Origin of the sequence: Methylocella sp. CPCC 101449 (assembly GCF_031921685.1) — a bacterium.
Taxonomy (GTDB): domain Bacteria; phylum Pseudomonadota; class Alphaproteobacteria; order Rhizobiales; family Beijerinckiaceae; genus Terripilifer.
The window spans coordinates 209,189-231,013 of sequence record NZ_JAPDHU010000003.1; the positions used below are offsets into that span (position 1 = coordinate 209,189).

Below are 21,825 nucleotides of genomic sequence, written 5' to 3' on the forward strand. Positions count from 1 at the left end.
TCCTCCCAATTACCAGAAATTGTCGCCGCCGCTCGGCGGCTCGTCCTTGATCGCCACGGGCGGCGGTGGCGCACGCAGCGTGCGGCCCTGCAAGGCCGGCGGCATCGGGCCGCCCGTCGCCCAGTCGAGCAGTTCCACCGTGTGAACAATGGGCAGCGGCAGATAGCGGCCGATCTGCATCATGCAGCCGATATTGCCCGTCGCCAGAATGTCGGGATCGGCGCCGGCGATATGCGCGGCCTTGCGCCGCCCCAATTGCTCGGCCATCTGAGGATGCAGCAGATTATAGGTGCCGGCCGAACCGCAGCAGAAATGCTTTTCCGCGATGTCCTGCACGCGATAGCCCGCCGCCTGCAGCAGATCGCGCGGCGGCCGGATCACCTTCTGCACATGCTGCATGGAACAGGGATCGTGATAGGCGATTTTATAGGCGCGTGTCTCCGTCGGCGCTTGCAGACCAAGCCGCGCCAGAAACTCCGTGACATCGCAAGCGAGCGCCGCCACAGCGCGCGCCGGAGCCGCCATCTGCGCGTCGCGCGCAAACAGGTGGCCATAGTCCTTCACTGTCGTGCCGCAGCCCGATGCATTGACGATGACGGCATCAAGACCTTCGGCCACAATCTCGCGCTGCCATGCCAGTACATTGGCCCGCGCCGAGGCCTTGGCATCCTGCTCCCGGCCCATATGCAAGGTGAGCGAGCCGCAACAGCCGGCCTCCTGAGCGATCACCACGTCGCAGCCATGGCGCTGCAACAAGCGGATGGTCGCCGCATTGATCGCGCCATTCAAAACCTGCTGCGCGCAGCCCGCGAGCAGAGCGACACGCGCCCGCCTTTGACCTTGCGCCTTGAACACCTGCGGCGGCAGAATGTCCGTCGCCGTCTCATCCGGCACCATGTCGAGGAGCGGCTGCAACGGCGCCGGCATTAAGCCACGCAGCGGCTTGCCGAGACGGCCCAGCATCAGCGCACCACGAAAACGCTGCGGATATGGCAGGATGCGCGCCAGCGCCGCCCGCAACAGTTGCGCAGCCGGCGCCCGCCGATAATGCTCCTCGATATAGATGCGGGCGCGGTCGATCAGATGCACATAATCGACCTTCGCCGCGCAGGTGGTCATGCACGACAGGCAGGACAGGCAATTGTCGAGATGGCGCACCGTCTCGGGCTTCGGCACGCCGCCCTGCTCCAGCATTTCGCGAATGAGATCGATGCGCCCGCGCGGCGCTTCGTTCTCGTCGCGGGTCAGAACGTAAGTCGGGCAGGCATTGGTGCAGAAGCCATAATGAACGCAGGTTTCGAGAATGGCATTGGCCTCGGCGATGTCGGGCCGCTCAAGCTGTTCAGGGGTAAAATGGGTGCGCATGCCGTGCCGCTTGGTTGACGCATCACCCTTGCAGATCGCCCTTCGCCCGGCTTGGACGCCAGCGCAGGCGATTTGACCGTCCGCGCAGCCCAAATGCATATATTTCAGGCTTGAAATTTCGTGTAAGCTCCTGCCAGCGTAAGCGAGAAAGCAGTGGGATGGCTGTGACGGGCGCGACCAACGAGACTTGGACGACGGAGACCGTGCGGACGGTGGATCGCCTGGCCTATTGGCGCGAGATCGTCTGCCAGACCATTCTCAACGTCTCGCCGGAAAGCGAAGCACAGCCCGCCTTCCAGGCCAGCATCGCCGCGCACAACTATGGCGCGTTCAAAGTGGCGCAGTTTCGCTCGCAGCGTCACCGCATCCTGCGCCGGCCGCAGCATATTCGGCGCGAGGATGAGCCAACCTATCTGGTGAGCCTGCAAGTGGCCGGGCAAAGCCTCATCGCCCAGGACGAAACACGCTTCGCCCTCAACCCCGGCGAAATCGCCATCATGGACAGCCGCCGGCCGTTCGAGATGCGCTTCGAGGCGCCGGTGCAGCGATTGATCGCCATCGTTCCGAGCACCGTTTTGGAACCGCGCATTCCTCGATTGAAGCGCGCACGCACCGTCAAGATCGAGACGAGCGCGCCCTATGCCGCGATGACGCAGCAGCATATCCGCCAACTGGTGGGGAGCGATGCCTTGCCTGGCATCGAAGCGCATCTGCTCGTCGAAAATCTTTACAACCTCCTGGCGCTTTCCACCCGGAGTGAAGATGCAGGCCGGCCCGATCACGAAGTGCAGCTCGAAAACATCCTCGCCTTCTGCCGCAGCAATCTGTTCAATCCGGAACTTGCGCCGGCGCTGGTCGCGCGCGGTTTCGGCATTTCGCTACGCACATTGCACAAACGCTTCGAAAGCACCGGACTGAGCTTTGGCGACTGGGTGACCGAGCGACGCTTAGAAAGCTGCCGCGAAGCGCTGAGCGACCCGCGCCAGGGCGATCAGAACATTTCCCAGATCGCCTATCGTGCCGGCTTCAACGACCTTTCGCATTTCTGCCGGCTCTTCAAACGCCGCTATGGCGTAAGCGCCAGCGCGTGGCGCGGCCGCCGCAATTAAGCGGATTGTTCCGCCGCGCCAACCCTTCTAAGGTCCTCTTTCGGCATCGATCTCAGGAAACGCTCTTGAACACGCACCAGACCATCTCCGCGACGCGCCCGCCCCAAGCCGCCCTCGACACCGTGCGCGACGCCTTGGCCAAAAAATTCGGCAATCGCTATTCGGCCAACGAGACCGTGCGCCAGCAGCATGGCCACACCCTCACCTGGACGCCGACCCAGGCGCCGGACGCGGTGGTCTTCGCACAGTCGACCGAGGAAGTGGCCGAGATCGTCAAGCTCTGCGCCTTAAATCGCGTGCCCGTCATTCCCTATGGCACGGGCACGTCGCTTGAAGGCCACGTCAACGCGCCTTTCGGCGGCATCTGCATTGATCTCTCCCAGATGAAGCAGGTCGTCGCCGTTCATGCGGAAGATCTCAACGTCGTCGTCGAGCCCGGCATCACCCGCAAGGAGCTGAACGAATATCTGCGCGACACCGGCCTGTTCTTTCCCATCGATCCCGGCGCCGATGCCTCGATCGGCGGCATGGTGTCGACGCGCGCCTCGGGCACCAATGCGGTGCGCTACGGCACGATGAAAGACAATGTGCTCTCGCTCACCGTGGTCATGCCCGACGGCGAAATCGTCAAGACTGCGAGCCGCGCCAAGAAATCCTCCGCCGGCTATGATCTCACCCGCCTGTTCGTCGGCGCCGAAGGCACGCTTGGCGTCATCACGCAGATCACACTGCGCCTCTACGGCATTCCCGAAGCGATTTCGGCAGGCGTCTGCACCTTCCCATCGGTGCGCGCTTGTTGCGATGCCACCATCGCCACTATTCAAAGCGGCCTGCCGGTGGCGCGCATCGAACTCTTGGACGCGCTCATGGTCCACGCCGTCAACCTGCATTCCAAGCTCGGCCTGCCGGAAGAACCGATGCTGTTGCTGGAGTTTCACGGCACCGATGCCAGCGTGAAGGAACAGGCGGAACGCTTCGGCGAAATCGCCCGGGAATTCGGCGGCGGCGATTTCGCCTGGGCCACTAAGCCGGAAGATCGCACCAAGCTCTGGCAGGCACGTCATGATGCGTATTGGGCCGGCTTCACCTTGCGCCCCGGCGCCAAGACATTGGCCTCGGACGTCTGCGTGCCGATCTCACGCCTCGCCGATTGCGTCGAGGAAACCTATCGCGACCTCGCCGAGGCAAACCTCGTCGCGCCGATCCTTGGCCATGTCGGCGACGGCAATTTCCACGTCAATCTTCTGGTCGATATGGACAACAAGGACGAAGTGACCCGCACCGAGCAATTCCTTGAGCGCCTCGTACTGCGCGGCATCGCCATGGAAGGCACCTGCACCGGCGAACATGGCGTCGGCCAGGCCAAGATGAAATATCTGCCCAAGGAACATGCGCCCGCGACGCTCGATCTGATGCGCACGCTGAAACGCTCGATCGATCCGCTCAACATCATGAACCCGGGCAAGGTGGTCGCCGTCTGATACGTTGATAGATTTTTAAAGGCAGAAACCTCGGTGTCATCCGGACACTTGCAGCGCAAGTGATCCGGGATCCAGGGGTCGAAGGCCACGATGTTGCTGATGAATTGGGAGCGGCCACCAGCAATACACCTTTCTACTCTGTAGCCCCTGGATCCCGGGTCGCCTGCGGCGCCCGGGATGACACGAAGGCTTCGGCGACACGCTCAAAAATGAGGAGGAAACAAACATGACGATGCAAAGGACGATGCGGACGGCCCTGTGCGGTGGCTTCATCCTGGGGGTGCTTGGCACGGTCGCGCAGGCGCAGACCACCTACCCCGATCGTCCCGTGCGCTTCGTCGTGTCCTTCGCGCCCGGCGGCCCTGCCGATGTCGGCGCGCGCATCATCGGCCAGGCGCTGCAAGACCATTGGGGCAAGGCGGTGGTGATCGAAAATCGCGGCGGGGCCGGCGGCAATATCGCCACGGTCGCCGTCGCCCGCGGCGAGGCCGACGGCTATACGGTGCTCGCCTCCACCAGCTCCTTCTCGGTCAACCTCAGCTATTATCCGAATCCCGGCTACAGCGCTTCGGATTTCAAAGTGGCCGCGCTCGTCGCCACCACGCCCAATATCGTCGTCGGCGCGCCCGATCTGCCGGCCGCCAATCTCGCTGACGTGCTGAAACTGGCGAAGACCCAGCCCCTCGCTTATGCGGGCCCTGGTGCCGGCACGACGCCGCATCTGTCCGCCGAGCGCATCTTCCGCCTCATCGGCAAGGTCGACATCCGCCACGTGCCGTTCACCGGCGCCGGCCCCGCCATGAACGCCGTCACAGCCGGCCATGTGCAATTGGGCGTGGTCGCCATGACGCCTGCGATCGAGCTGGTGAAGGCCGGCAAGCTCAAGGGCTATGCCATCACCGCCACAAAGCGCACCCCCGAACTGCCCGACGTGCCCACCATGGCCGAAACCGGCATCGGCCAGGTCGACGATGCCACCTGGATCGCCCTGTTCGTGCCGGCCAAGACGCCGGACGCCATCGTCGCCAAGATCAATGCCGACGCCAATGCGGCCCTCAAGAACAGCGCCACCGTCCAGCTCATCAATCGCGCCGGCATGAGCCCGCTGGGCGGCAGCCTGGAGGAAATCAATGCCTATGTTTCCAGCGAGACGAAAAAATGGGAAGAGGTGGTACGGGCCGTCGGCCTGAAGGCCGAAGAGAGTAAATAGCACTGGTTTTCCTGGAGTGATGACGAAGTTTAAATTCCCGGGCCTGCCGAAACGGTCGGACCTTATCGTTCTAACCCTGGCTTTCGTGGCGCTCGAATGGATCAGCGAGATCCACGAGCATAAGGGCCTGCATGTCACTGCCTGGAGCCCAGGCATTGGCCTGCTCTTCGGCATCATGTTCCGCAATCTGACGGCGGGCAGCGTTTCCATGTTGGTCAGCATCATGCTGGCCGAGACGATCTTCATCGATCGCGCGCCGGGCTGGCCGATGATCGGCGTGGTCGCCGCCGTCACCACTGCAAGCTATGCCGGCGCCAGCCTGGTGGCCCGGCGTTATTTCGATTTCAATCCGTCGCTCGCCCGCATCGGCGATATCGCCGTGCTGCTCGGCAGCGGCCTCGTCGCCTCCGCGCTCACCTCGTCGCTGGTGACGGGCACATTCCTGATGTCGGACAATATCACCGTCTCCGACATCCCCTATGTCACGATCCCCCTGCTGATCAGCGAACTGATCGGCGTTGGCGTGGTCACACCCTTGGTGCTGCGCTGGCCCAAGATCAAAGCGACGCTGTTCGATCGCAAACCAAGCCCCTCGGACCTCAGCGCGCCGATCATCGCTATCGCCACCGGTCTCTTGATCGGCCTGGTGCTGAAAACCTTTCCGATGGTCGGCACGTCTTATTTCTATCTGTTGTTTCTGCCCGTCATCGCGGTCGCGCTGATCTATGGCATCGATGGCGCCTGCATGACATTGGCCTGCGTGCAAGTCGCTTTCGTCGCCGATGCCAGCCTGGCCGGCAGCAGTCCTGACGACAGCCTGTTCAGCGTCTATCAGAGCGGCATGATCGTGCTGACCGCGACCGCCTTGCTCATTGGCTCCATCGTCACCGAACGCGACGCCGCCGCACACGCCGCCGCCGATGCGGCGGAAAAATTGAAGGAAGCCGAACGTGGCGCCGCCCGCGCCGACCGGTTTCATCTCGTCTCCGGCATGACCTCGACCCTCGCGCACGAGATCAGTCAGCCGTTGACGGCCGCACGCGCTTTGGCGCGCACCGCCGCCGTGCGCAGCGAACAGGAAAGCGCAATCGACCCCTCGCGCTTGCAGGACAATCTGCGCGGCGTCGTGCAGAACATCGACACGGCCGGCGAAATCCTGCGGCGCATGCGCGAATTCCTCAAGCGCGGTGAACCGGAAAAGAGCGAAGCCGACATGCGCGACATCATCGCCGATGCGATGGCTTTGCAGCGCCCGCTGATCGCGCAGCAAGGGATCGTCGTCGAACAGCCACGCTTTGCCGGTCCCCTGCGCCTGCAATGCGATCGCATTCAGATCCAGCAGATCGTCATGAATCTGGTCGCCAATTCGGTCGATGCCATCAATTCTACCGGACGTACCGATGGCCGCATCCGCATCGCAGCCACCCTGCTGGACGATCCCGCCCGGATCGAAGTGCTTGTCCAGGATAATGGTTCAGGTATTGATCCTTCAGCCAGCGAGCGGCTGTTCGAGCCGCTATTCACCTCTCGCGCCAATGGCTTGGGACTGGGGCTGGCGGTCTGCGCCAATATCGCGCAGGCTCATGCGGGCCGGATATGGCTAGAACGGAGTAAGCCCGGCGACACCGAATTCCGGTTTTGGTTGCCGGCTGATCAATCGGGAGATGACACGTGAGCGGAGCCAGAATCGCCATTGTTGACGACCAGGCGGAGGTACGCCGGGCGCTCGGCGAACTGTTAGGCGTCTACGGCTATGTCACTGAATTGTTCGAAACAGCGGACGCTTTGCTGGAAGCGACCGTCGATGAAAAGTTCGCCTGCATCGTCAGCGACGTGCGCATGCCCGGCATGGATGGCGTCGAGCTCGTGCGCCGGCTCGGCGAGCGCAAGCCCGCCATTCCGGTGATTCTGATCTCGGGCCACGCCGATATTCCCATGGCGATCGCCGCCATTCGCTCCGGCGCCGAGGATTTCATCGAAAAACCCGTGGATGACATCAAACTGGTTGCGGCCATTAATCGCGGCCTCGCCCGCGCCGCGCAGATCAATGCCGCGGAAAAGACATCGCGCGAAAGCGAAACCCGTTTCGACAATCTGACGACACGCGAACGCGAAGTGTTCGACCTCGTGGTCGAGGGTCACACCAGCCCAGTGATTGCCAAGACGCTCGGCATTTCCTCGCGCACGGTGGAAAGCTATCGCGCTCAGATCATGGATAAATTGCAGATCGACAACGTCGCATCGCTGGTCCGTCTCGCCATCCGTCTCGGCCGGATCGCGCCCTAAAACGATCCTCGAGCAATTGCGTTTCGACAGAAGCGCAATTTGCAGTGACCCGTATTTTTACAAGGTATGATTACGTACGGGGATTGCCTTTATCGCAACGGGTAATCTCACGACGCAATCATTGCGAATACAAAAACACGGGTCACCCTCCTAGAGTCATCTTCAAGCAACCGTCGATGCGCCTAGAACGCCGCTCTCATGCAGAGCGGCGAACGGGAGCGTATGGCCGGCTTTGCTTGCCTTCGAGGGAGGCGAACATGGCCTTGTCGCATTCGCAGAGCTTTGGAAAATCGATCGACCATCAGGAGGATCCGCATCTGGTGACAGCCGCCCTATGGGCTCTGGCTGTCGCGGCGGGTATCGGCCTTGTCGCCGCTATCGCCCTGCCACATCCGGTGTTCCTGCCAGCGGTCAGCCTCGGCACGATCGTGCTCGCGGCCTTGGCTGGGCTCTATGCCTCGCTGCGTCCAGCCGAACAGCGGCTTCCAGCTCTGATCTTCGCTGCCACGCTCACCTTCGTCGGCCTCGCCGCCAGCATGATCGGCGATCCCGATCATGTCGCGCATTGGTTTCAGTAACAGGGCGTGACACAGCGCCGTAAGCAGATTCAGGTGCAGTTTGATGTTTGAGGAAATGTTCTCAGCAAGCGTCCTTACGGCGCTGTTCCAGGTGATCATGATCGACCTGGTGCTGGCCGGCGATAACGCCGTCGTCATCGGCCTCGCCGCCGCTGGTCTGCCGAAAGAACAACGCGGCAAAGTGATCGTTATCGGCATCGTCGCCGCCACGGTGCTCCGTATCGTCCTCGCCTTGATGACCACGCAACTGCTGCAAGTCGTCGGCCTGCTGCTCGCCGGTGGCATCTTGCTGTTGTGGGTGAGCTGGAAGATGTGGCGCGAATTGCGCTCCGGCCACAGCGAAGAAGCGGAAGCCGACCATGTCGAGGCCGCGGTCGATAGTGGCGCTCCGCGCAAATCGTTCCGTGCCGCCGTGTGGCAGATCATCGTCGCCGACTTCTCGATGTCGCTGGACAACGTGCTCGCCGTTGGCGGCGCAGCGCGCGAACATCCCTGGGTGCTGGTGTTCGGCCTTGCCCTGTCGATCGCGCTGATGGGCCTCGCCGCGACCTGGATCGCCAGCCTGCTGCAGCGTTATCGCTGGATTGGCTACGCCGGCCTCGCGATCATCGTCTACGTGGCCTTCGAAATGGTGTGGCGTGGCTGGACCGAAGTCAGCCCGGTGGCCGCCCGCGTCGTCAGCCCCGATTTCGCGGCCATGGTCCCCTTCGTGGCGGCCGGACTACTTGGCCTGGTCGCCATCGTTGGTTTCGCCAATTTCTACCGGCGGCGGCATACGGCCAGTTAATCTGGCAAAAATGTGGACAGAACGACAGCCGGCTGCTCGCAGCCGGCTGTTTTGCTTCGCGCTCTTCCCTTACCCGAGCCGGATGCTTATATTCAGCCTGTCTCCGCAAGGAGACTATGGCGATAAACGGACATCGTAATAAACCATCCGGACCCGGGGGCGGTACCCGGCGCCTCCACCCAAGCCCACCCGAGACGGTGGGTTTCGGCGGGGGCGAAATAGGATCGACGGGGGTGTAAAAGGTGCTCTTTTGCCCGGCATGATACCGCCGTTATCGGGTCAAACTTATAGTTGCCAACGACAACTATGCTCCGGTGGCCGTCGCCGCGTAATGCGGTGCCGATACTGGTACCAAGCCCTGTAGGGTAGCACTTACAGGCGGGGCTCGGAGGCGCCTGGCAACAGAAGCCTCCACTTTCATTCCATGGGCCGGTGCAGCCGGTGACGGTCCGGTGCAAAGGTTTTTGAATGACAGGCCCGATTATCCGCTACGATCTTCTGGTTCAGGACGCGCTGCGCGGCGTGGTGCGCAAGGTGCTCGCCGATGCGGCCCGCGAAGGCACCCCGGGCGAACATCATTTCTTCATCAGCTTCCGCACCACGGCGCCGGGCGTCCAGCTCTCGCAGCGGATGAAGGCGAAATATCCCGAAGAAATCACCATCGTCCTGCAACACCAATACTGGGACCTCAACGTCAGCGAAAACCGCTTCGAGGTGAACCTGTCGTTCAACAACATTCCCGAGCGGCTTATCGTCCCCTTCGACGCCGTGACCGGTTTCGAGGATCCCGCCGGTCCCTTCGGCGTGAAATTCGAGCCGCGGCCGACCGAGACGGAGGAAGCCGAAACGGAGAAAGCCGAAACACCTGCGCCAACGCTGGTTTCGGTTCCCGATACGAGCGAAGCCACCGCGGAGCCGCCGCCGGCCAAAACCAAACCCGCTGCCAAAAAAGAGCGGACCGAGAAAGAGCGCGTCGAAAAGGACAAGGCCGAGAAGGCGGAGAAACCGGCCGCCCGCAAGGCAGAACCCGCGTCAGAACCTGTCGAAGAGAGTCAGCCGGGCAACGTTGTCTCCATCGACGCATTTCGTAAGAAGACCTGAGCCGAGAGCCAGTCGAGAGGCCGTCATGGGCGACATCATCAATCTGCGACGAGCCCGCAAGGCAAAGCAGCGCGATGATGAAGCCCGCGCCGCCGATGCCGCACGCCTGACATCAGGCCGCACCAAAGCTGAGAAGCAACACGTCAAAGCGCTACGGACTCTCGACGAGCGACACATCGAGGGCCATCGCCGCGAAACCAGCGACAGACGCTCCGATGACTGATGGCCCGGACGATGCTGCCCCCTTCGCGCCCGTCACCAAACATTCGCTGGTGATCGCCGGCCATCGCACCTCGATTTCGCTCGAAGCGCCCTTCTGGGAAGCGCTGAAAGACCTGGCACGCGAGCGCAATCAGTCCCTGGCGGCCCTTGTCGGCGCGATCGACGAAAAGCGCGGCGAAGCCAATCTGTCGTCGGCGCTGCGCGTTTTCGTCTTGCGCCAGACGCAAGCGAAATTGCCCAAACTCAACTGACTCAATAAATCCCCGACGGCGAGCCGTCGCGCGACGGGGTGATCACCGTCGGTGCGCGCGGCGGCTGTCGCGGCACGACCTCGACCGGCGGCCGTATGGCCGGCGCCGGGCGCACTGTCTCTTGAGCACGACGTTCCATTTCGGCTTTGGCGCGCGCCGCCTCTTGCCGTGCTGCCTCCTGCCGCGCCGCCTCTTGTCGCGCTGCTTCTTGGGCCAGCCGCTCAGCTTCCCGGGCCTTGGCCACCTTCTGCTCGGCGAGGCGCGCTTGCTCCTGCCGCCAGGCGGCGATCTCGGCGGCGCGGCGGCGCAAGAATTCCTGCGCCCGCAGCTTGCGATTGAACATGGCGCGCTCGCGGATGTCGGCTTCCAGCTCAGCCGCCCGTGCTGCCTCGCGCTCGATGGCGCGGCCAGAGAGCGCATTGGCCAGCGGCGCTACATCCAAGGCACGCTCCATCTTGCCATCGCTTTCGCGACGCACGAGACGCACCTTGGGCGCTTCACCCGTCCAATCTTTCGGTGGCTTGGTCGATGTCAGATCGAGCGTCGCTTCGCCCGTCAGCGTCCGCACATCGAGGCTGGCTCCGAGTTGCGCGCGCGGCCCCGCCGCTGTCGCGAAGACCGGCGATTGCAAGCGCACGACGCCGCCGGCGATCGTCGCCTCCAACATCGTCTTGTCGAGGGTCAGCCGGCCACCATTCAGCGCCGCCTGCATCTGCGCTTCGACCTTCGTCGGCTCGACGGCCAATTGCTCGCGCTCGATGGTCGCGATCGTCTGATCAAGCGCGGCGGGATCGGCATCGGCCATGCGCAGCGCCGACACGGTGACGCTGCCGCGTCCGCCAAGCCCGGCCATCAAAGCGGCTTCGCTCATGCCCGAACCGGCGAATTCAAACGTGCCGTCGGCCTGTCCCTCCATGCCGAAATGACCGGCGAGCGGTATCGCCACCGCCAGCTTGCCCGACAGCGAGCCTTGATCGCGATCGCGGCGCAGATTGAGGGAACCGGAGACGCTTGCCGCGCCGGACTTCAACCGCAGATCGTCAAGGGAGACCGCACCAGCATCGAGGCCCAGACGAAACTGCGCCGGCCCCGGTGGCAGCCCGGCCCCTGGCTCGAACCGACCGACTTTGACGGCCAGACTGGCCTTCGGCGCATCGATCGGCGCGGGCGCGAATTTGAGATCGGCCCAACGCTGCCCGGCGCGCGGCGGTTGCGCGGGGCCGAAGACGAGACTGGCCAGTGTGCCCAAGGACAATTGGTCGACATCGACGGCACCGCTCACCGGCGCGGTGCCGACAGCGCGCTCAAGACGTCCTGACACGGCGGTGTCGCCGATCTTGCCCGCGGCATCGGCGAGAACAAAACCGCCATTGCCAAAGCGCAAATTGCCATTGCCCTCGGCGGCCAGACTGGCGGTGGGATCAGGCAAGGCCAGCGCGAGAATTTGCAACAGCGGCGCCAGATTGCCGCTGGCCAACCGCACGCGGCCATTGCCCTCCAACGTACTGTCGCGCGGCGTCACCGCACCATCGAACGTGAAACTGCTGCCGGCCAGCGCGGCTTCGAGCTTGGCGGCATAGGTGCCATCATTGCGGCCATTGGCCTGCACTTGCATGCGCCCCGCGCCAAAGCGCGATAGAGCCACCGTGTCGAAGCCCATCTGCCGCAGCAGCAGATGCGCATCGGCATTGTCGAAACTGAACTGCGCCGCCACGGCACGCCCATCGCGACCGGGACTGACGGTGCCAGTGACAGTCGTGCCGCGTGCGCTGCCTTCAAGTTTTAAAGTACCTATGGCTGCCAGCGTCGCGTCCGTACCTTCCGCATTCAACGTCAAGCGCGCGGGCGACAAGGCGACGGCCCGGCTGGCCAGCGCCTCCGCCGCCGGCCCCGGTGCCACGCGGCGGATCAAGGCCGCCAGTTCCACCAGCCGGTCGGCATTGAGCTGCGCCTCGACACGCGCTGCGCCCGGCCGGCTTTCGCCGCGCGCCGACAGATTGGCGCCGCCGAGATTATCGATGGTCAGATCGTTGAGCGTCAGCTCGTCGCCGCTGCGCGACACCCGCAAGCGAATGCGGCCGGAATCGACCATGCCGGCGCCGAAACGGGCGATGCGCACGGCCCGCGCGTCGAGCGACAGATCGAGATCAAGTCCGGCGCTCGAGCGCAAAGGCGTGCCTATGTCGGGAAGCCCTTCTAGATCGAGCGCCTGCGCCCGCAGATCCGCCGTCAGCTTGCCGCGCGCGGTGCCCATAGCTTGCGTGAAAACAACCGAACCCGTCAGCGCCGAGCGATCGGCGGTGATCTTGAGTTCCTGTGCGCTCACCGACGCAGGCGACGCATCGACGAGGCCGCTGACATCGAGGGAGCGAAAGGCCAGGACATCGAGTTTGCCGGCCAGATCGGGCCAGCCGCGCCCCAGCCATTGGCCGAAGCGCTGGGGATCACGCAGGCTCAAGGCACCCTGGCCGTTGAAGCGCAGGGCGGCACCGGTCTGCACGACGCCGGATGCCTTAACCTCGGCGCGTCCCGGCAGAACCGCGTCCAGCCCCAGATCGACGCTGGCGCGATCGGCCGGGCGCTCAAGGCGCACGCGGGCATCGCTGATCGCCTCACCACCCACCATCAGAGCCGGCACCGAGCCCTCGAACGAGAACATCATGCCCGGCAGCGCGGCATCACCTTGCGCCGACAAAGCTGTGATCATGCCGCGCAGCAGCGCCATGCCGGCGGCGGGATCGCGCTTCTCGCTGGCGAAGAGATCGAGATCGGCCTGCGCCGCCGTCAGCCGCACGAAGACTTGCGGCGCCTGTCCCAACATCAGTGAGGCGGAGCCATTGGCGGTGATCGCCCGCCCTTCCGCGCCCAAACGCAGTTCCGCCGGCTCGAGCTGCAGCGCGCCATCGCCCAGGCGCAGCGGGCCATTGAGACGCCAGGACACCGCTTCGCCCGAGGGCGTCACCGTGCCGGCCAGGGTCAGACTGCCCTCGAAACCCGGCACCTGCCCGCCAGCTTTGCCTGGCGACAAGGTCACTAGCCCGTCGAGTTCGGCGCGCACCGTCGGTTCCGCCTGTTCGACAACGAGCTTGCTGCGCAGCCCCGCCGCCTCCCGCACGCCCGTCGCGAAACGGAACGGCAAAACCCGCCCGAACGCCCGCACCCAGCCCTGGCCCTTATAGGGCCCATCCAGGGAGGGGCTGTCGGCATCGAAGGTGAGTTGGTCGAAGGTGAGTGCCGCCGCGCCTGGCCGCGTCACAACGACCGCGCCGTCGCTGACCGAAATCCGCTCGAACGTCACGTCCGGCGATCCGGCGACCGAGAGGCTCGGCAGAATGACGCCACCCGCCCCATCGCCCGCCAAAGTGACGCGCGGCTGCACGATCCGCATATCGACGAAACGGAAAGCGCCGTGCAGCAGCGGCGCCACCGCCATTTCCAGATTGACGTCGGCGGCGGTCGCCACCACTGGCCCGCTCGCCGCCTGACGTACCGACACCTGGCCGAGATGCATCCGGGGCACCGGCAGCAATTTGACGTCGAGATCGCCCGCGATCGACACGGTGAGGCCGGTTGCCTCCCCGAGCAGGGCTTCGATCTCGCCACGCCGGGCGTTCCAGTCGATGAACCACGGACCGACCAGCAGTGCCGTCAACACCGCCAGCAGCACCAGCGCCACAATGGTCAGAATTTCCCGAAAAAACGCCAAATCGCCAGATCGCCCTGTCCGTTACAGATGACCGCTTGTCCGCAGTTTATACCGCATTTCGTGGCATTATAGCGTTTACGCACCGACCAAACGCCAGAAAGATGCCTAAAAGCAACAATTCCAGGCCTTCTAGGGCGGCGTCCCTTCGCGGTGATAGAGGCAGGGATCGAGCAGCACGTGATCGGGACCGCGCGGCGCAAGGCTGCCGCTGATCGACACCTTATCGCCCGGCTTCAGATCCTCGGCATCATAAGTCACGCACAAAACGCGCGGCGCCGGCGCCTCGCACATGCCGAGATAAGCCAGGCCGCTGCCCGATTTCACCAGAGTGAGCGCACCGACGATTTCGATCGTCACCAGCTCGTCGCCGGTGGCGCCGAGCTTTTGCAGATTGGCGCGCAAGTCCTCGCAGCTCGACGTGAAGGAAACGGCAGGTTGAGCGACAGGCTTGCCACTCAACCCAATGAGGGCTCCGCCCACCGAAAGCGCCAGCCCGATCGTGACCGCGAACGGCTTCAAGACGTTCAGTCCAGCTTGAACTTCTGTTCGACCGGCAGTTCCGGATGCTGCGACCACTCCGCCATCGAACCGTCGTAGAGTTTCACGTTCTTGTTGCCGAGGATTTCCGACGACACGAACCAGCCAAGCGAGGCCCAATGGCCGGTGTTGCAGAAGGTGATCTGCTCACCCTCGACCGGCACGCCCGCTTGTTTGTAGAGCGCCTGCAACTGGCTCTTCGAGCGGAACGAACCGCCGTTGTTCTTCGTCAGCCAGCTCTCCTGCAGGCTCTTCGCGCCGGGAATGGTGCCAGCACGCTTCACCACCGGGCTCGTCGTCAGACCGACGTAGAAATCATTCGGGCGATTGTCGATCAGCGGCACGCCGGCCTCCATGGCCTTTTTCACGTCGTTGCGATCGATCACCATCTCCTTGCGGAAATGCGGCGTGAACGTGGTCGGCGGCAATTCGGCGCCACCCGACGCAATCGGATTGATCGGCTGCTTGGTCTTCTCATCGACCGCCGCCCAGGCCTGATAGCCGCCGTCGAGGATCGAGACGTTGTCATGGCCGAGCACTTTGAACGTCCAGTAGATGCGCGTCGCCGCGCCCATATCGACCGCCGCGCGGCCCATTGGCACGATCACCACATGCGAGGCATTGGTAATGCCAAGCGAACCGATGAGCTTGGCCACCTTTTCCGGCGGCGGCAGCATGCCCTCGACGCCGTCGATCTTCTCGCGCCAGCCGTCCTTGGCATAGTCGGTGAAAATCGCGCCAGGGATATGCTCCTTGAGATAGCCTTCCTTGGTCAGGCCGCCACCGCTGCGCAGATCGAGAAAGACGATACCGGGCTTGCCGAGATTGGCCTTGGCCCAGTCGATGTCGACGAGCGGCTGCGCCACAGCCGGCGCGAAAGAAGCGCCCAACAGCACGGCGGCTGCCAGCAGCAGGTTTGAGAAAATCCGAGGCATCATGGAACTCCAATGCCAGCAAGAGCGCGCGACCGCGCCGCATCCGGCAGATGGCCATAATGTAGTGCGCACCGCCGACCGGTAAAAGCCTACAATTTCACGTGATCGGCCCGCGAAATAACGCCGGGTTTATACGCCGACGCTGAGATAATTGTGCTGGGCTTCCTCGTCTGCCTTGAGCGCGGCGGTCGTTCCCGTCCAGACCACCTTGCCGCGATCGAGCACGATCGCATCCTGAGCGAAATCGATCGCCAGATCGACCTTCTGTTCGACCAGCAGCATGGTCATGCCGCTTTCCTTACGGATGCGGCCCAGCGCATCGAACAGGCTTTCGACGATGATCGGCGCCAGCCCTTCCATCGGCTCGTCGAGCAGCAGCACGTCGGGCTTGCCGACCAGCGCCCGTCCCACAGCCAGCATCTGCTGTTCGCCACCCGACAATTGATTGCCCGCGTTGTTGCGCCGCGCCGCCAGGCCCGGAAACAGATCGAACACCGCTTCCGGCGTCCATCCACCAGGGATGACCGAGACGGCGAGATTTTCCGCCACCGTGAGCGAGGGAAAGATGCGCCGCTCCTGCGGCACGTAGCACAGGCCCGACCTCACCCGTTCATGGGTCGGCAAGGCGGCGATGCCGCGCTGACCCAATTGGATCGCACCATCACTTAGATTGGTGAGGCCCATCAAAGTGCACAGCAGCGTCGTCTTGCCGACGCCATTGCGCCCCAGCACCGCCAATGTCGAACCGGCCGGCGCCTCGAACGACAGACCGTCGAGCACGACGGTGGGCCCATAGCCCGCCACCAGATTTTGCGCTGAGATTCCGACACTCATACGGCGCTCCGTCCCAGATAGACCGAACGCACTTCGGCATTGGCGGAAATATTGGCCGGCACGTCGCGGGTCAGTACCCGCCCGGTGACCAGCACGACGATCTCTTTGGCGAATTTAAACACGAGGTCCATGTCATGTTCGATGAGCAGGATGGCGATGTCGCGCGGCAGGCGTTCAAGCGCATCGTGAATGACATGCGCTTCGGTAGAGGGAATGCCCGCCGCCGGCTCGTCGAGCAGCAGGATGCGCGGTTTCAACGACAGACCGATAGCGATTTCGAGCAGACGTTGCTCACCATAGGGCATCTGCGACACGCGCCGATCGCCGACATGGCCGATGCCCATTTCCTCAAGATAGTGCTGCGCCTCGGTCTGACAGGCCCGCCACTGGCGCCCGAAGCGCAGCATGCGCCACGCAAAATTCTCGCGCTCAGCGACGGCGACCGCCACATTGTCGCGCGCGCTCGACTCCATCAACAGCGTATTGATCTGGTGGGTGCGCACCAATCCGTGCCGCACCCGCGTCTCCGGTTTGGCCTGTTCGAGATTCTGCCCGTCGACAACGATCGTGCCGGCATCGCTCGACAGCATCCCGGTCAGAAGATTGACCAGCGTGGTCTTGCCCGCGCCATTAGGTCCGATCAAACCGAGGCGCGCGCCACGCGCCAGATCGAGATCGACTTGCTGCGTCACCGCCAGCGCCCCGAAATTCTTGCACAGGCCACGGACTTTGAGGATCGGATCGGCTTCGCTCACGAGCGCTGATCCTTCCGTCCGCGGCCTTTCAGCCGGTTCACCACATCGTCGATAATGCCCATCAAACCGCCTTCGAAGAACAAGACAATGATGATCAGCAGGAAGCCGATGACGAACATCCAGATAAACGGGCTGATAGCGCCGGCGAGATCCTGCACGATCACGTAGATCGTTGCCCCGATGAAGGCGCCATAGAGCCGCCGCTCGCCGCCCAGCACCAGCATCACTGCGACGACGCCGGAGGTGAGCAGTTCCAGCGAAGAAAGGCCGACGATGCGCGTCGTCTGCGCCATCAAGGCGCCGGCCGTGCCGGCCATCGCCGCCGACAGCGCATACATGGCGACAAGCCGCCACCACACCGGCGTGCCGATCGCCCGCATGCGCTTGGCATTCTGGCGGATGCCGTCGAGCGAGCGCCCGAACGGCGAGCGCACCACGAAAAAGGCGATGACGAACCACACGAACAGAACGGAGAGCGTATAAAGATAGGCCGTCTTGCCCCAGAGATCGAAACGAAACAGGCCCAGCACCGGCGCGACGCGAATGCCGGACAGGCCGTCATCGCCACCCGTCAGCCAGCGCGCATGGTTGGCCGCCTCATAAAGAATCGCGGCGATCGCTAACGTCAGCATCAGCAGCGTTTCGCCCCGCGTGTGCAGGATCAGCATGCCGGTGATGAACCCCAGCAATCCGGCAAAGAGCGTCGCCACCAACAGACCGAGCAGCGGATCGTTGTTAACGTGAATGGCGAAAATGCCGGCGCAATAGGCGCCCGCTCCAAAGAACGCCGCATGGCCCAGAGTGATGATGCCGCCATATCCCAGCGCCAGATCGAGCGACACGGCGAAGAGGATCCAGATCATGATATTGGTGCCGAGGCCATGATAGCCGTCGGCTATGAAATAGATGCCTATGGCCAATGCCCAGGGCAGCGCATGCCAGAGCATGCTGGGCTTGAACGATTGCGCCGGCACCGCGGCAGCAGGGGGATTTTGCGTGATCGGGGTCATGCGACGGACTTCGGCGGCAAGAGACCGTTCGGCCGCCACAAGAGCAGCGCGAACACCAGGAGATAAAGCAGGAAGCCGCCGAACTGCGGCACGATATAACGGCCCGCCGTGTCGACGATGCCGATGGCCAGCGCCGCGACCAGCGAACCCCGGAAACTGCCCATGCCGCCGACGGCAACGACGATCAGGAAGTAAACGAGATAGCGCAGCGCATAGAACGGTTCGAGCGGCAACACACCCGCTCCAATAGCACCGCCAAAGCCCGCCAGAGCGCAGCCGCCAACAAAGGTAATGGTGAACATGCGGCTGACATCCATACCGACCGATCGCGCCATCTGCGGATCATCGACCGCCGCGCGCAGACGCGCGCCAAACAACGAACGTTCGATGATCAGCCAGACGACGAAAGCCAACAGACCGCCGACGACGATCAAGAACAGGCGATAGGCCGGATAGAGGCGAAAGCCGATATCGACCATCTGATCGAGCCAGGCGGGAACGATCGCCGGCAAGGGCGTCGGACCGACAAAGAAGGTCAGCGCGGCGATGGCGACGAAACACAGACCGATGGTGAGCAGAACCTGCGGCAGCTCGCCCTTGCGATAAAGCGGGCGATAGACCGTCATTTCAGCAAGACCGCCGAGAATGCCAGCAGCGATCGCAGCCAGCACGCAGGCCAGGAGAAACGGCACGCCCAGTTTCAAGACCAGGACGGTGGCCATATAGCCGCCGATCATGGCAAAGGCGCCATGGGCGAGATTGACCACCCGCATCAGGCCCATCGTCACGGTCAATCCGACCGAGATGATGAACAGCACCATCCCGTAGGACATACCGTCCAACAGGATCGTTAAAAGCTGCGTCACAGGAACTCCCCTACTGCCATACGATAAAGGCTCTCGCGATAAAGGCTCTCGCGCAGGCCGGATCGAGACCGACGATCGCTATTTGGCATTCGGATTATTGTCTTTCCACGGATCGCGCACCTGCTCGACCGTGGCGATATCGACATTGATGACCTTGCCGTCGACCTTGCGGACTTCGCGCACATAAACATTCTGGATGATGTCGCGTTCCTTCGGATCGAAGGAGATCGGGCCGCGCGGACTGTTGATCGTCTGCTTCTTCATGAAGTCGATGGCCTGATCTCCGGTGAATTTCGGCCCCAGAGATTTCACCGTCTCATAAACGAGCTGCATGCCATCCCATGCCGCCACGGCGACGATATCGGGAACCGCTTCGCGGCCGGTGGACTCGTTGAGCGCCTTCCGGAAAGCGATATTCTCCGGCCGCTGGTTTGATTCCGTATAGTGATTGGAGGAGATGGCGCCGAGCACGGAATCGCCGAACGACGGCAGGAAGATTTCCTGCATCTCGCCCGAGCCCATCAGTTTCATGCCAGCCTGCTTCAGGCCGCGACGTTCGAACTCACGCACCATCGCGACCGACGGTGCGCCACCGGGCGCGAAGATGAACAGCGCATCCGCTTTCGATTGCAGCGCCCGTTCCATATAAGGCGCGAAATCGGTGACGTTCAGCGGCACCCGGTCCTTTCCAACGACCTTGCCGCCACCTTTTTCAAAGCTGGAGGTAAACTCACCTTCCATGTCGATGCCGGGACCGTAGTCACTGACCATCGTATAAGCAGTCTTGACGCCGTTCTTCGTCGCCCAGCCGCCAAGCGGCGAAATATACTGTGCCGCCGTCATGCTGACGCGAATGAAATACGGCGACTTGCGCGGGATGATCGACGTCGCCGCATTGAGGATCACCGTCGGCGTCTGCGCCTCACTGATGACCTCGGCCACCGCCAAAGCATCGGGCGTCAGCGCGAAACCGCCCAGTACATTGACCTTCTCGCGCAGGATCAATTCCTCGGCGAACTGGCGCGTCTTGGCGGCATCACCCGCCCCCTCGTCGCGCCAGATCACCTGGACTTCATGGCCGTTGACCGTTTTGCCGTTGAGTTTCTGAAACGCTTCGACCGCCTCCTTCGCCTGTTTGCCCAGAACGGCAAACGGTCCGGAAAACGGCATGATGATGCCGAACTTCACCACATCGGCATGGGCAGACGAAAGACTTGCCGCCGATACGCTGAACATCACCGCCGCAATAGTCGTTGCGGCCAGCACACGCTTCATCAACCTCTCCTGCAATATTGGTTCAAGCTATCATCGCCAAACTATTTGGCGTTCGGATTGTTGTCCTTCCACGGATCGCGGACGTTCTCGGTCGTGGAGATGTCGACGTTGATCAATTTGCCGTCGACCTTCTTGACCTCGCGAACATAAACATTCTGGATGATGTCGCGTTCCTTCGGATCGAACTTCACTGGACCACGCGGGCTGTTGATGGTCTGGCCCTTCATGAAATCGATCGCCTGATCGCCGGTGAATTTCGGACCGAGCGACTTCACCGTCGAATAGACGAGCCCCATCGCATCCCAGGCGGCAATGGAAGCCATGTCCGGCACGGCATCCTTGTTCACTTCGTTCAGCACCTTGCGGAACGCGATATTCTCCGGCCGCTGGTTCGATTCCGTGTAGTGCGTCGAGGAAATGGCGCCGATGATGGAATCGCCGAACGACGGCAGGAAGATTTCCTGCATCTCGCCCGAGCCCATCAGTTTCATGCCGGCCTTTTTCAGGCCGCGCCGTTCGAATTCACGCACCATCGCCACGGAGGGCGCGCCGGCCGGCGCGAAGATGAAGAGACCGTCCGCCTTCGATTGCAGCGCGCGTTCCATGTAAGGCGCGAAGTCGGTGACGTTCAGCGGGATGCGGTCCTTGCCGACGATCTTGCCGCCGGTCTTCTCGAAGCCGCTGATGAACTCGCCCTCGGCGTCATGGCCCGGCGCATAATCACTGACCATCACATAAGCCGATTTGACGCCGTTCTTCGTCGCCCAGGCGCCGAGCGGCGAAATATATTGCGCCACCGTCATGCTGACGCGGATGAAATAGGGCGACTTGCGCGTGACGATCGAGGTGGCCGCATTGAGGATGATCGTCGGCGTCTTCGATTCGGAAATCACTTCCGCCACGGCCAAAGCATCGGGCGTCAGCGCGAAACCGCCCAATACATTGACCTTCTCACGCAGGACCAGTTCTTCCGCGAACTGCCGCGACTTGGAGGCATCGCCGGCGCCCTCGTCGCGCCAGATGATCTGCACCTCGTGGCCATTGACGGTCTTGCCGTTGAGTTTCTGGAAGGCCTCGACCGCATCCTTGAACTGTGTGCCCCAAACGGCGAACGGTCCGGAAAACGGTGCGATGATGCCGAATTTCACGACATCGGCATAGGCTGCCGACGACAGCGATACGAGCGCCGCCGCAGCGGACGCAATTAGAGTGCGCTTCATAGTCCCCTCCCAACGTCCACGGTGAACCACCGGTCATCCCCTCGATCACCGGCCGTCACCGCATTCGCCCCTCACGAATGCTCCAGCAGTTGAAACAGCTATCCGCGCCCTGTCAATCGCCGGAAATGACCAAGTTTTCGGCGTTCTCCGACCCATTCACGACAGTGGGCGGCGTGCCACTTGGTCGCGGCGGAACCCATCACCATCTGTGAACTGCCTAGCCTTGGACCGCGACGAAAGGCCACCGTCGCGCTAGACTGATTCGAATCCTATTCGGCCGGACTGAGCCAGCACGCC

20 protein-coding genes and 1 other RNA gene are annotated in these 21,825 nt (G+C 62.9%); 11 read left to right on the plus strand and 10 right to left on the minus strand.

The window, feature by feature from the left end; all coding sequences use genetic code 11:
- Positions 1-9 precede the first annotated feature (9 nt).
- Entirely contained in the window at positions 10-1,365 is a 1,356-nt protein-coding gene (glcF, locus tag OIM99_RS21165; RefSeq protein WP_311852466.1) for a glycolate oxidase subunit GlcF, read from the minus strand.
- A 158-nt stretch (positions 1,366-1,523) separates the two neighbouring features.
- Between glcF and OIM99_RS21170 the strand changes: the two genes are divergently transcribed.
- The 11 genes from OIM99_RS21170 (at position 1,524) to OIM99_RS21220 (ending at position 10,390) form a co-directional block, all read left to right on the plus strand.
- The gene (locus OIM99_RS21170; protein WP_311852467.1) at positions 1,524-2,474 is read left to right on the plus strand and encodes a helix-turn-helix domain-containing protein; all 951 of its coding nucleotides are present in this window, start codon (positions 1,524-1,526) and stop codon (positions 2,472-2,474) included.
- 65 nt (positions 2,475-2,539) lie between these two features.
- Positions 2,540-3,955, plus strand: a complete 1,416-nt coding sequence (locus OIM99_RS21175) for an FAD-binding oxidoreductase (RefSeq protein WP_409371544.1) — start codon at positions 2,540-2,542, stop codon at positions 3,953-3,955.
- 226 nt (positions 3,956-4,181) lie between these two features.
- Positions 4,182-5,165 carry a tripartite tricarboxylate transporter substrate-binding protein gene (locus OIM99_RS21180; RefSeq protein WP_311852468.1) on the plus strand — a complete coding sequence of 328 codons (984 nt, stop codon included), beginning with the start codon at positions 4,182-4,184 and terminating at the stop codon, positions 5,163-5,165.
- Between the two features lie 19 nt (positions 5,166-5,184).
- Positions 5,185-6,840, plus strand: coding sequence for an ATP-binding protein (locus tag OIM99_RS21185; RefSeq protein ID WP_311852469.1), 1,656 nt, complete (start codon positions 5,185-5,187; stop codon positions 6,838-6,840).
- On the plus strand, positions 6,837-7,451 hold the full coding sequence (locus OIM99_RS21190) for a response regulator transcription factor (protein WP_311852470.1): 615 nt from the start codon (positions 6,837-6,839) through the stop codon (positions 7,449-7,451). Before OIM99_RS21185 ends, OIM99_RS21190 begins: the two co-directional genes overlap by 4 nt.
- A gap of 257 nt (positions 7,452-7,708) precedes the next feature.
- A complete protein-coding gene (locus OIM99_RS21195; protein WP_311852471.1) occupies positions 7,709-8,029 on the plus strand; it encodes a hypothetical protein in 321 nt (106 codons plus the stop codon).
- A 43-nt stretch (positions 8,030-8,072) separates the two neighbouring features.
- The gene (locus OIM99_RS21200; RefSeq protein ID WP_311852472.1) at positions 8,073-8,816 is read left to right on the plus strand and encodes a TerC family protein; all 744 of its coding nucleotides are present in this window, start codon (positions 8,073-8,075) and stop codon (positions 8,814-8,816) included.
- A gap of 60 nt (positions 8,817-8,876) precedes the next feature.
- Positions 8,877-9,232: a transfer-messenger RNA gene (ssrA, locus tag OIM99_RS21205) on the plus strand.
- A 52-nt stretch (positions 9,233-9,284) separates the two neighbouring features.
- On the plus strand, positions 9,285-9,917 hold the full coding sequence (locus OIM99_RS21210) for a ClpXP protease specificity-enhancing factor SspB (protein ID WP_311852473.1): 633 nt from the start codon (positions 9,285-9,287) through the stop codon (positions 9,915-9,917).
- Positions 9,918-9,942: 25 nt separating this feature from the next.
- Positions 9,943-10,140 (plus strand): DUF4169 family protein, encoded by a 198-nt coding sequence (locus tag OIM99_RS21215; protein ID WP_311852474.1) that lies wholly within the window; start codon positions 9,943-9,945, stop codon positions 10,138-10,140.
- The gene (locus OIM99_RS21220; RefSeq protein WP_311852475.1) at positions 10,133-10,390 is read left to right on the plus strand and encodes a ribbon-helix-helix domain-containing protein; all 258 of its coding nucleotides are present in this window, start codon (positions 10,133-10,135) and stop codon (positions 10,388-10,390) included. The genes OIM99_RS21215 and OIM99_RS21220 overlap by 8 nt, the downstream gene beginning before the upstream one ends.
- 1 nt (position 10,391) lies before the next feature.
- On the opposite strand, the gene OIM99_RS21225 is transcribed toward OIM99_RS21220, so the two are convergent.
- The 9 genes from OIM99_RS21225 to OIM99_RS21265 all read right to left on the minus strand — a co-directional run bounded on the left by OIM99_RS21225 (position 10,392) and on the right by OIM99_RS21265 (position 21,528).
- On the minus strand, positions 10,392-14,096 hold the full coding sequence (locus OIM99_RS21225) for an AsmA family protein (protein WP_311852476.1): 3,705 nt from the start codon (positions 14,094-14,096) through the stop codon (positions 10,392-10,394).
- A gap of 129 nt (positions 14,097-14,225) precedes the next feature.
- Complete coding sequence (locus tag OIM99_RS21230) at positions 14,226-14,615, minus strand: hypothetical protein (RefSeq protein WP_311852477.1); 390 nt, start codon at positions 14,613-14,615, stop codon at positions 14,226-14,228.
- A gap of 5 nt (positions 14,616-14,620) precedes the next feature.
- A complete protein-coding gene (locus OIM99_RS21235) occupies positions 14,621-15,568 on the minus strand; it encodes a sulfurtransferase (RefSeq protein ID WP_311852478.1) in 948 nt (315 codons plus the stop codon).
- Between the two features lie 129 nt (positions 15,569-15,697).
- Positions 15,698-16,402 (minus strand): ABC transporter ATP-binding protein, encoded by a 705-nt coding sequence (locus OIM99_RS21240; RefSeq protein ID WP_311852479.1) that lies wholly within the window; start codon positions 16,400-16,402, stop codon positions 15,698-15,700.
- Entirely contained in the window at positions 16,399-17,157 is a 759-nt protein-coding gene (locus tag OIM99_RS21245) for an ATP-binding cassette domain-containing protein (RefSeq protein ID WP_311852480.1), read from the minus strand. Before OIM99_RS21245 ends, OIM99_RS21240 begins: the two co-directional genes overlap by 4 nt.
- Entirely contained in the window at positions 17,154-18,167 is a 1,014-nt protein-coding gene (locus tag OIM99_RS21250; RefSeq protein ID WP_311852481.1) for a branched-chain amino acid ABC transporter permease, read from the minus strand. The genes OIM99_RS21245 and OIM99_RS21250 overlap by 4 nt, the downstream gene beginning before the upstream one ends.
- A complete protein-coding gene (locus tag OIM99_RS21255; RefSeq protein ID WP_311852482.1) occupies positions 18,164-19,033 on the minus strand; it encodes a branched-chain amino acid ABC transporter permease in 870 nt (289 codons plus the stop codon). Before OIM99_RS21255 ends, OIM99_RS21250 begins: the two co-directional genes overlap by 4 nt.
- 78 nt (positions 19,034-19,111) lie before the next feature.
- Complete coding sequence (locus OIM99_RS21260) at positions 19,112-20,308, minus strand: ABC transporter substrate-binding protein (RefSeq protein ID WP_311852483.1); 1,197 nt, start codon at positions 20,306-20,308, stop codon at positions 19,112-19,114.
- Between the two features lie 41 nt (positions 20,309-20,349).
- On the minus strand, positions 20,350-21,528 hold the full coding sequence (locus tag OIM99_RS21265) for an ABC transporter substrate-binding protein (RefSeq protein WP_311852484.1): 1,179 nt from the start codon (positions 21,526-21,528) through the stop codon (positions 20,350-20,352).
- Positions 21,529-21,825: the final 297 nt, after the last annotated feature.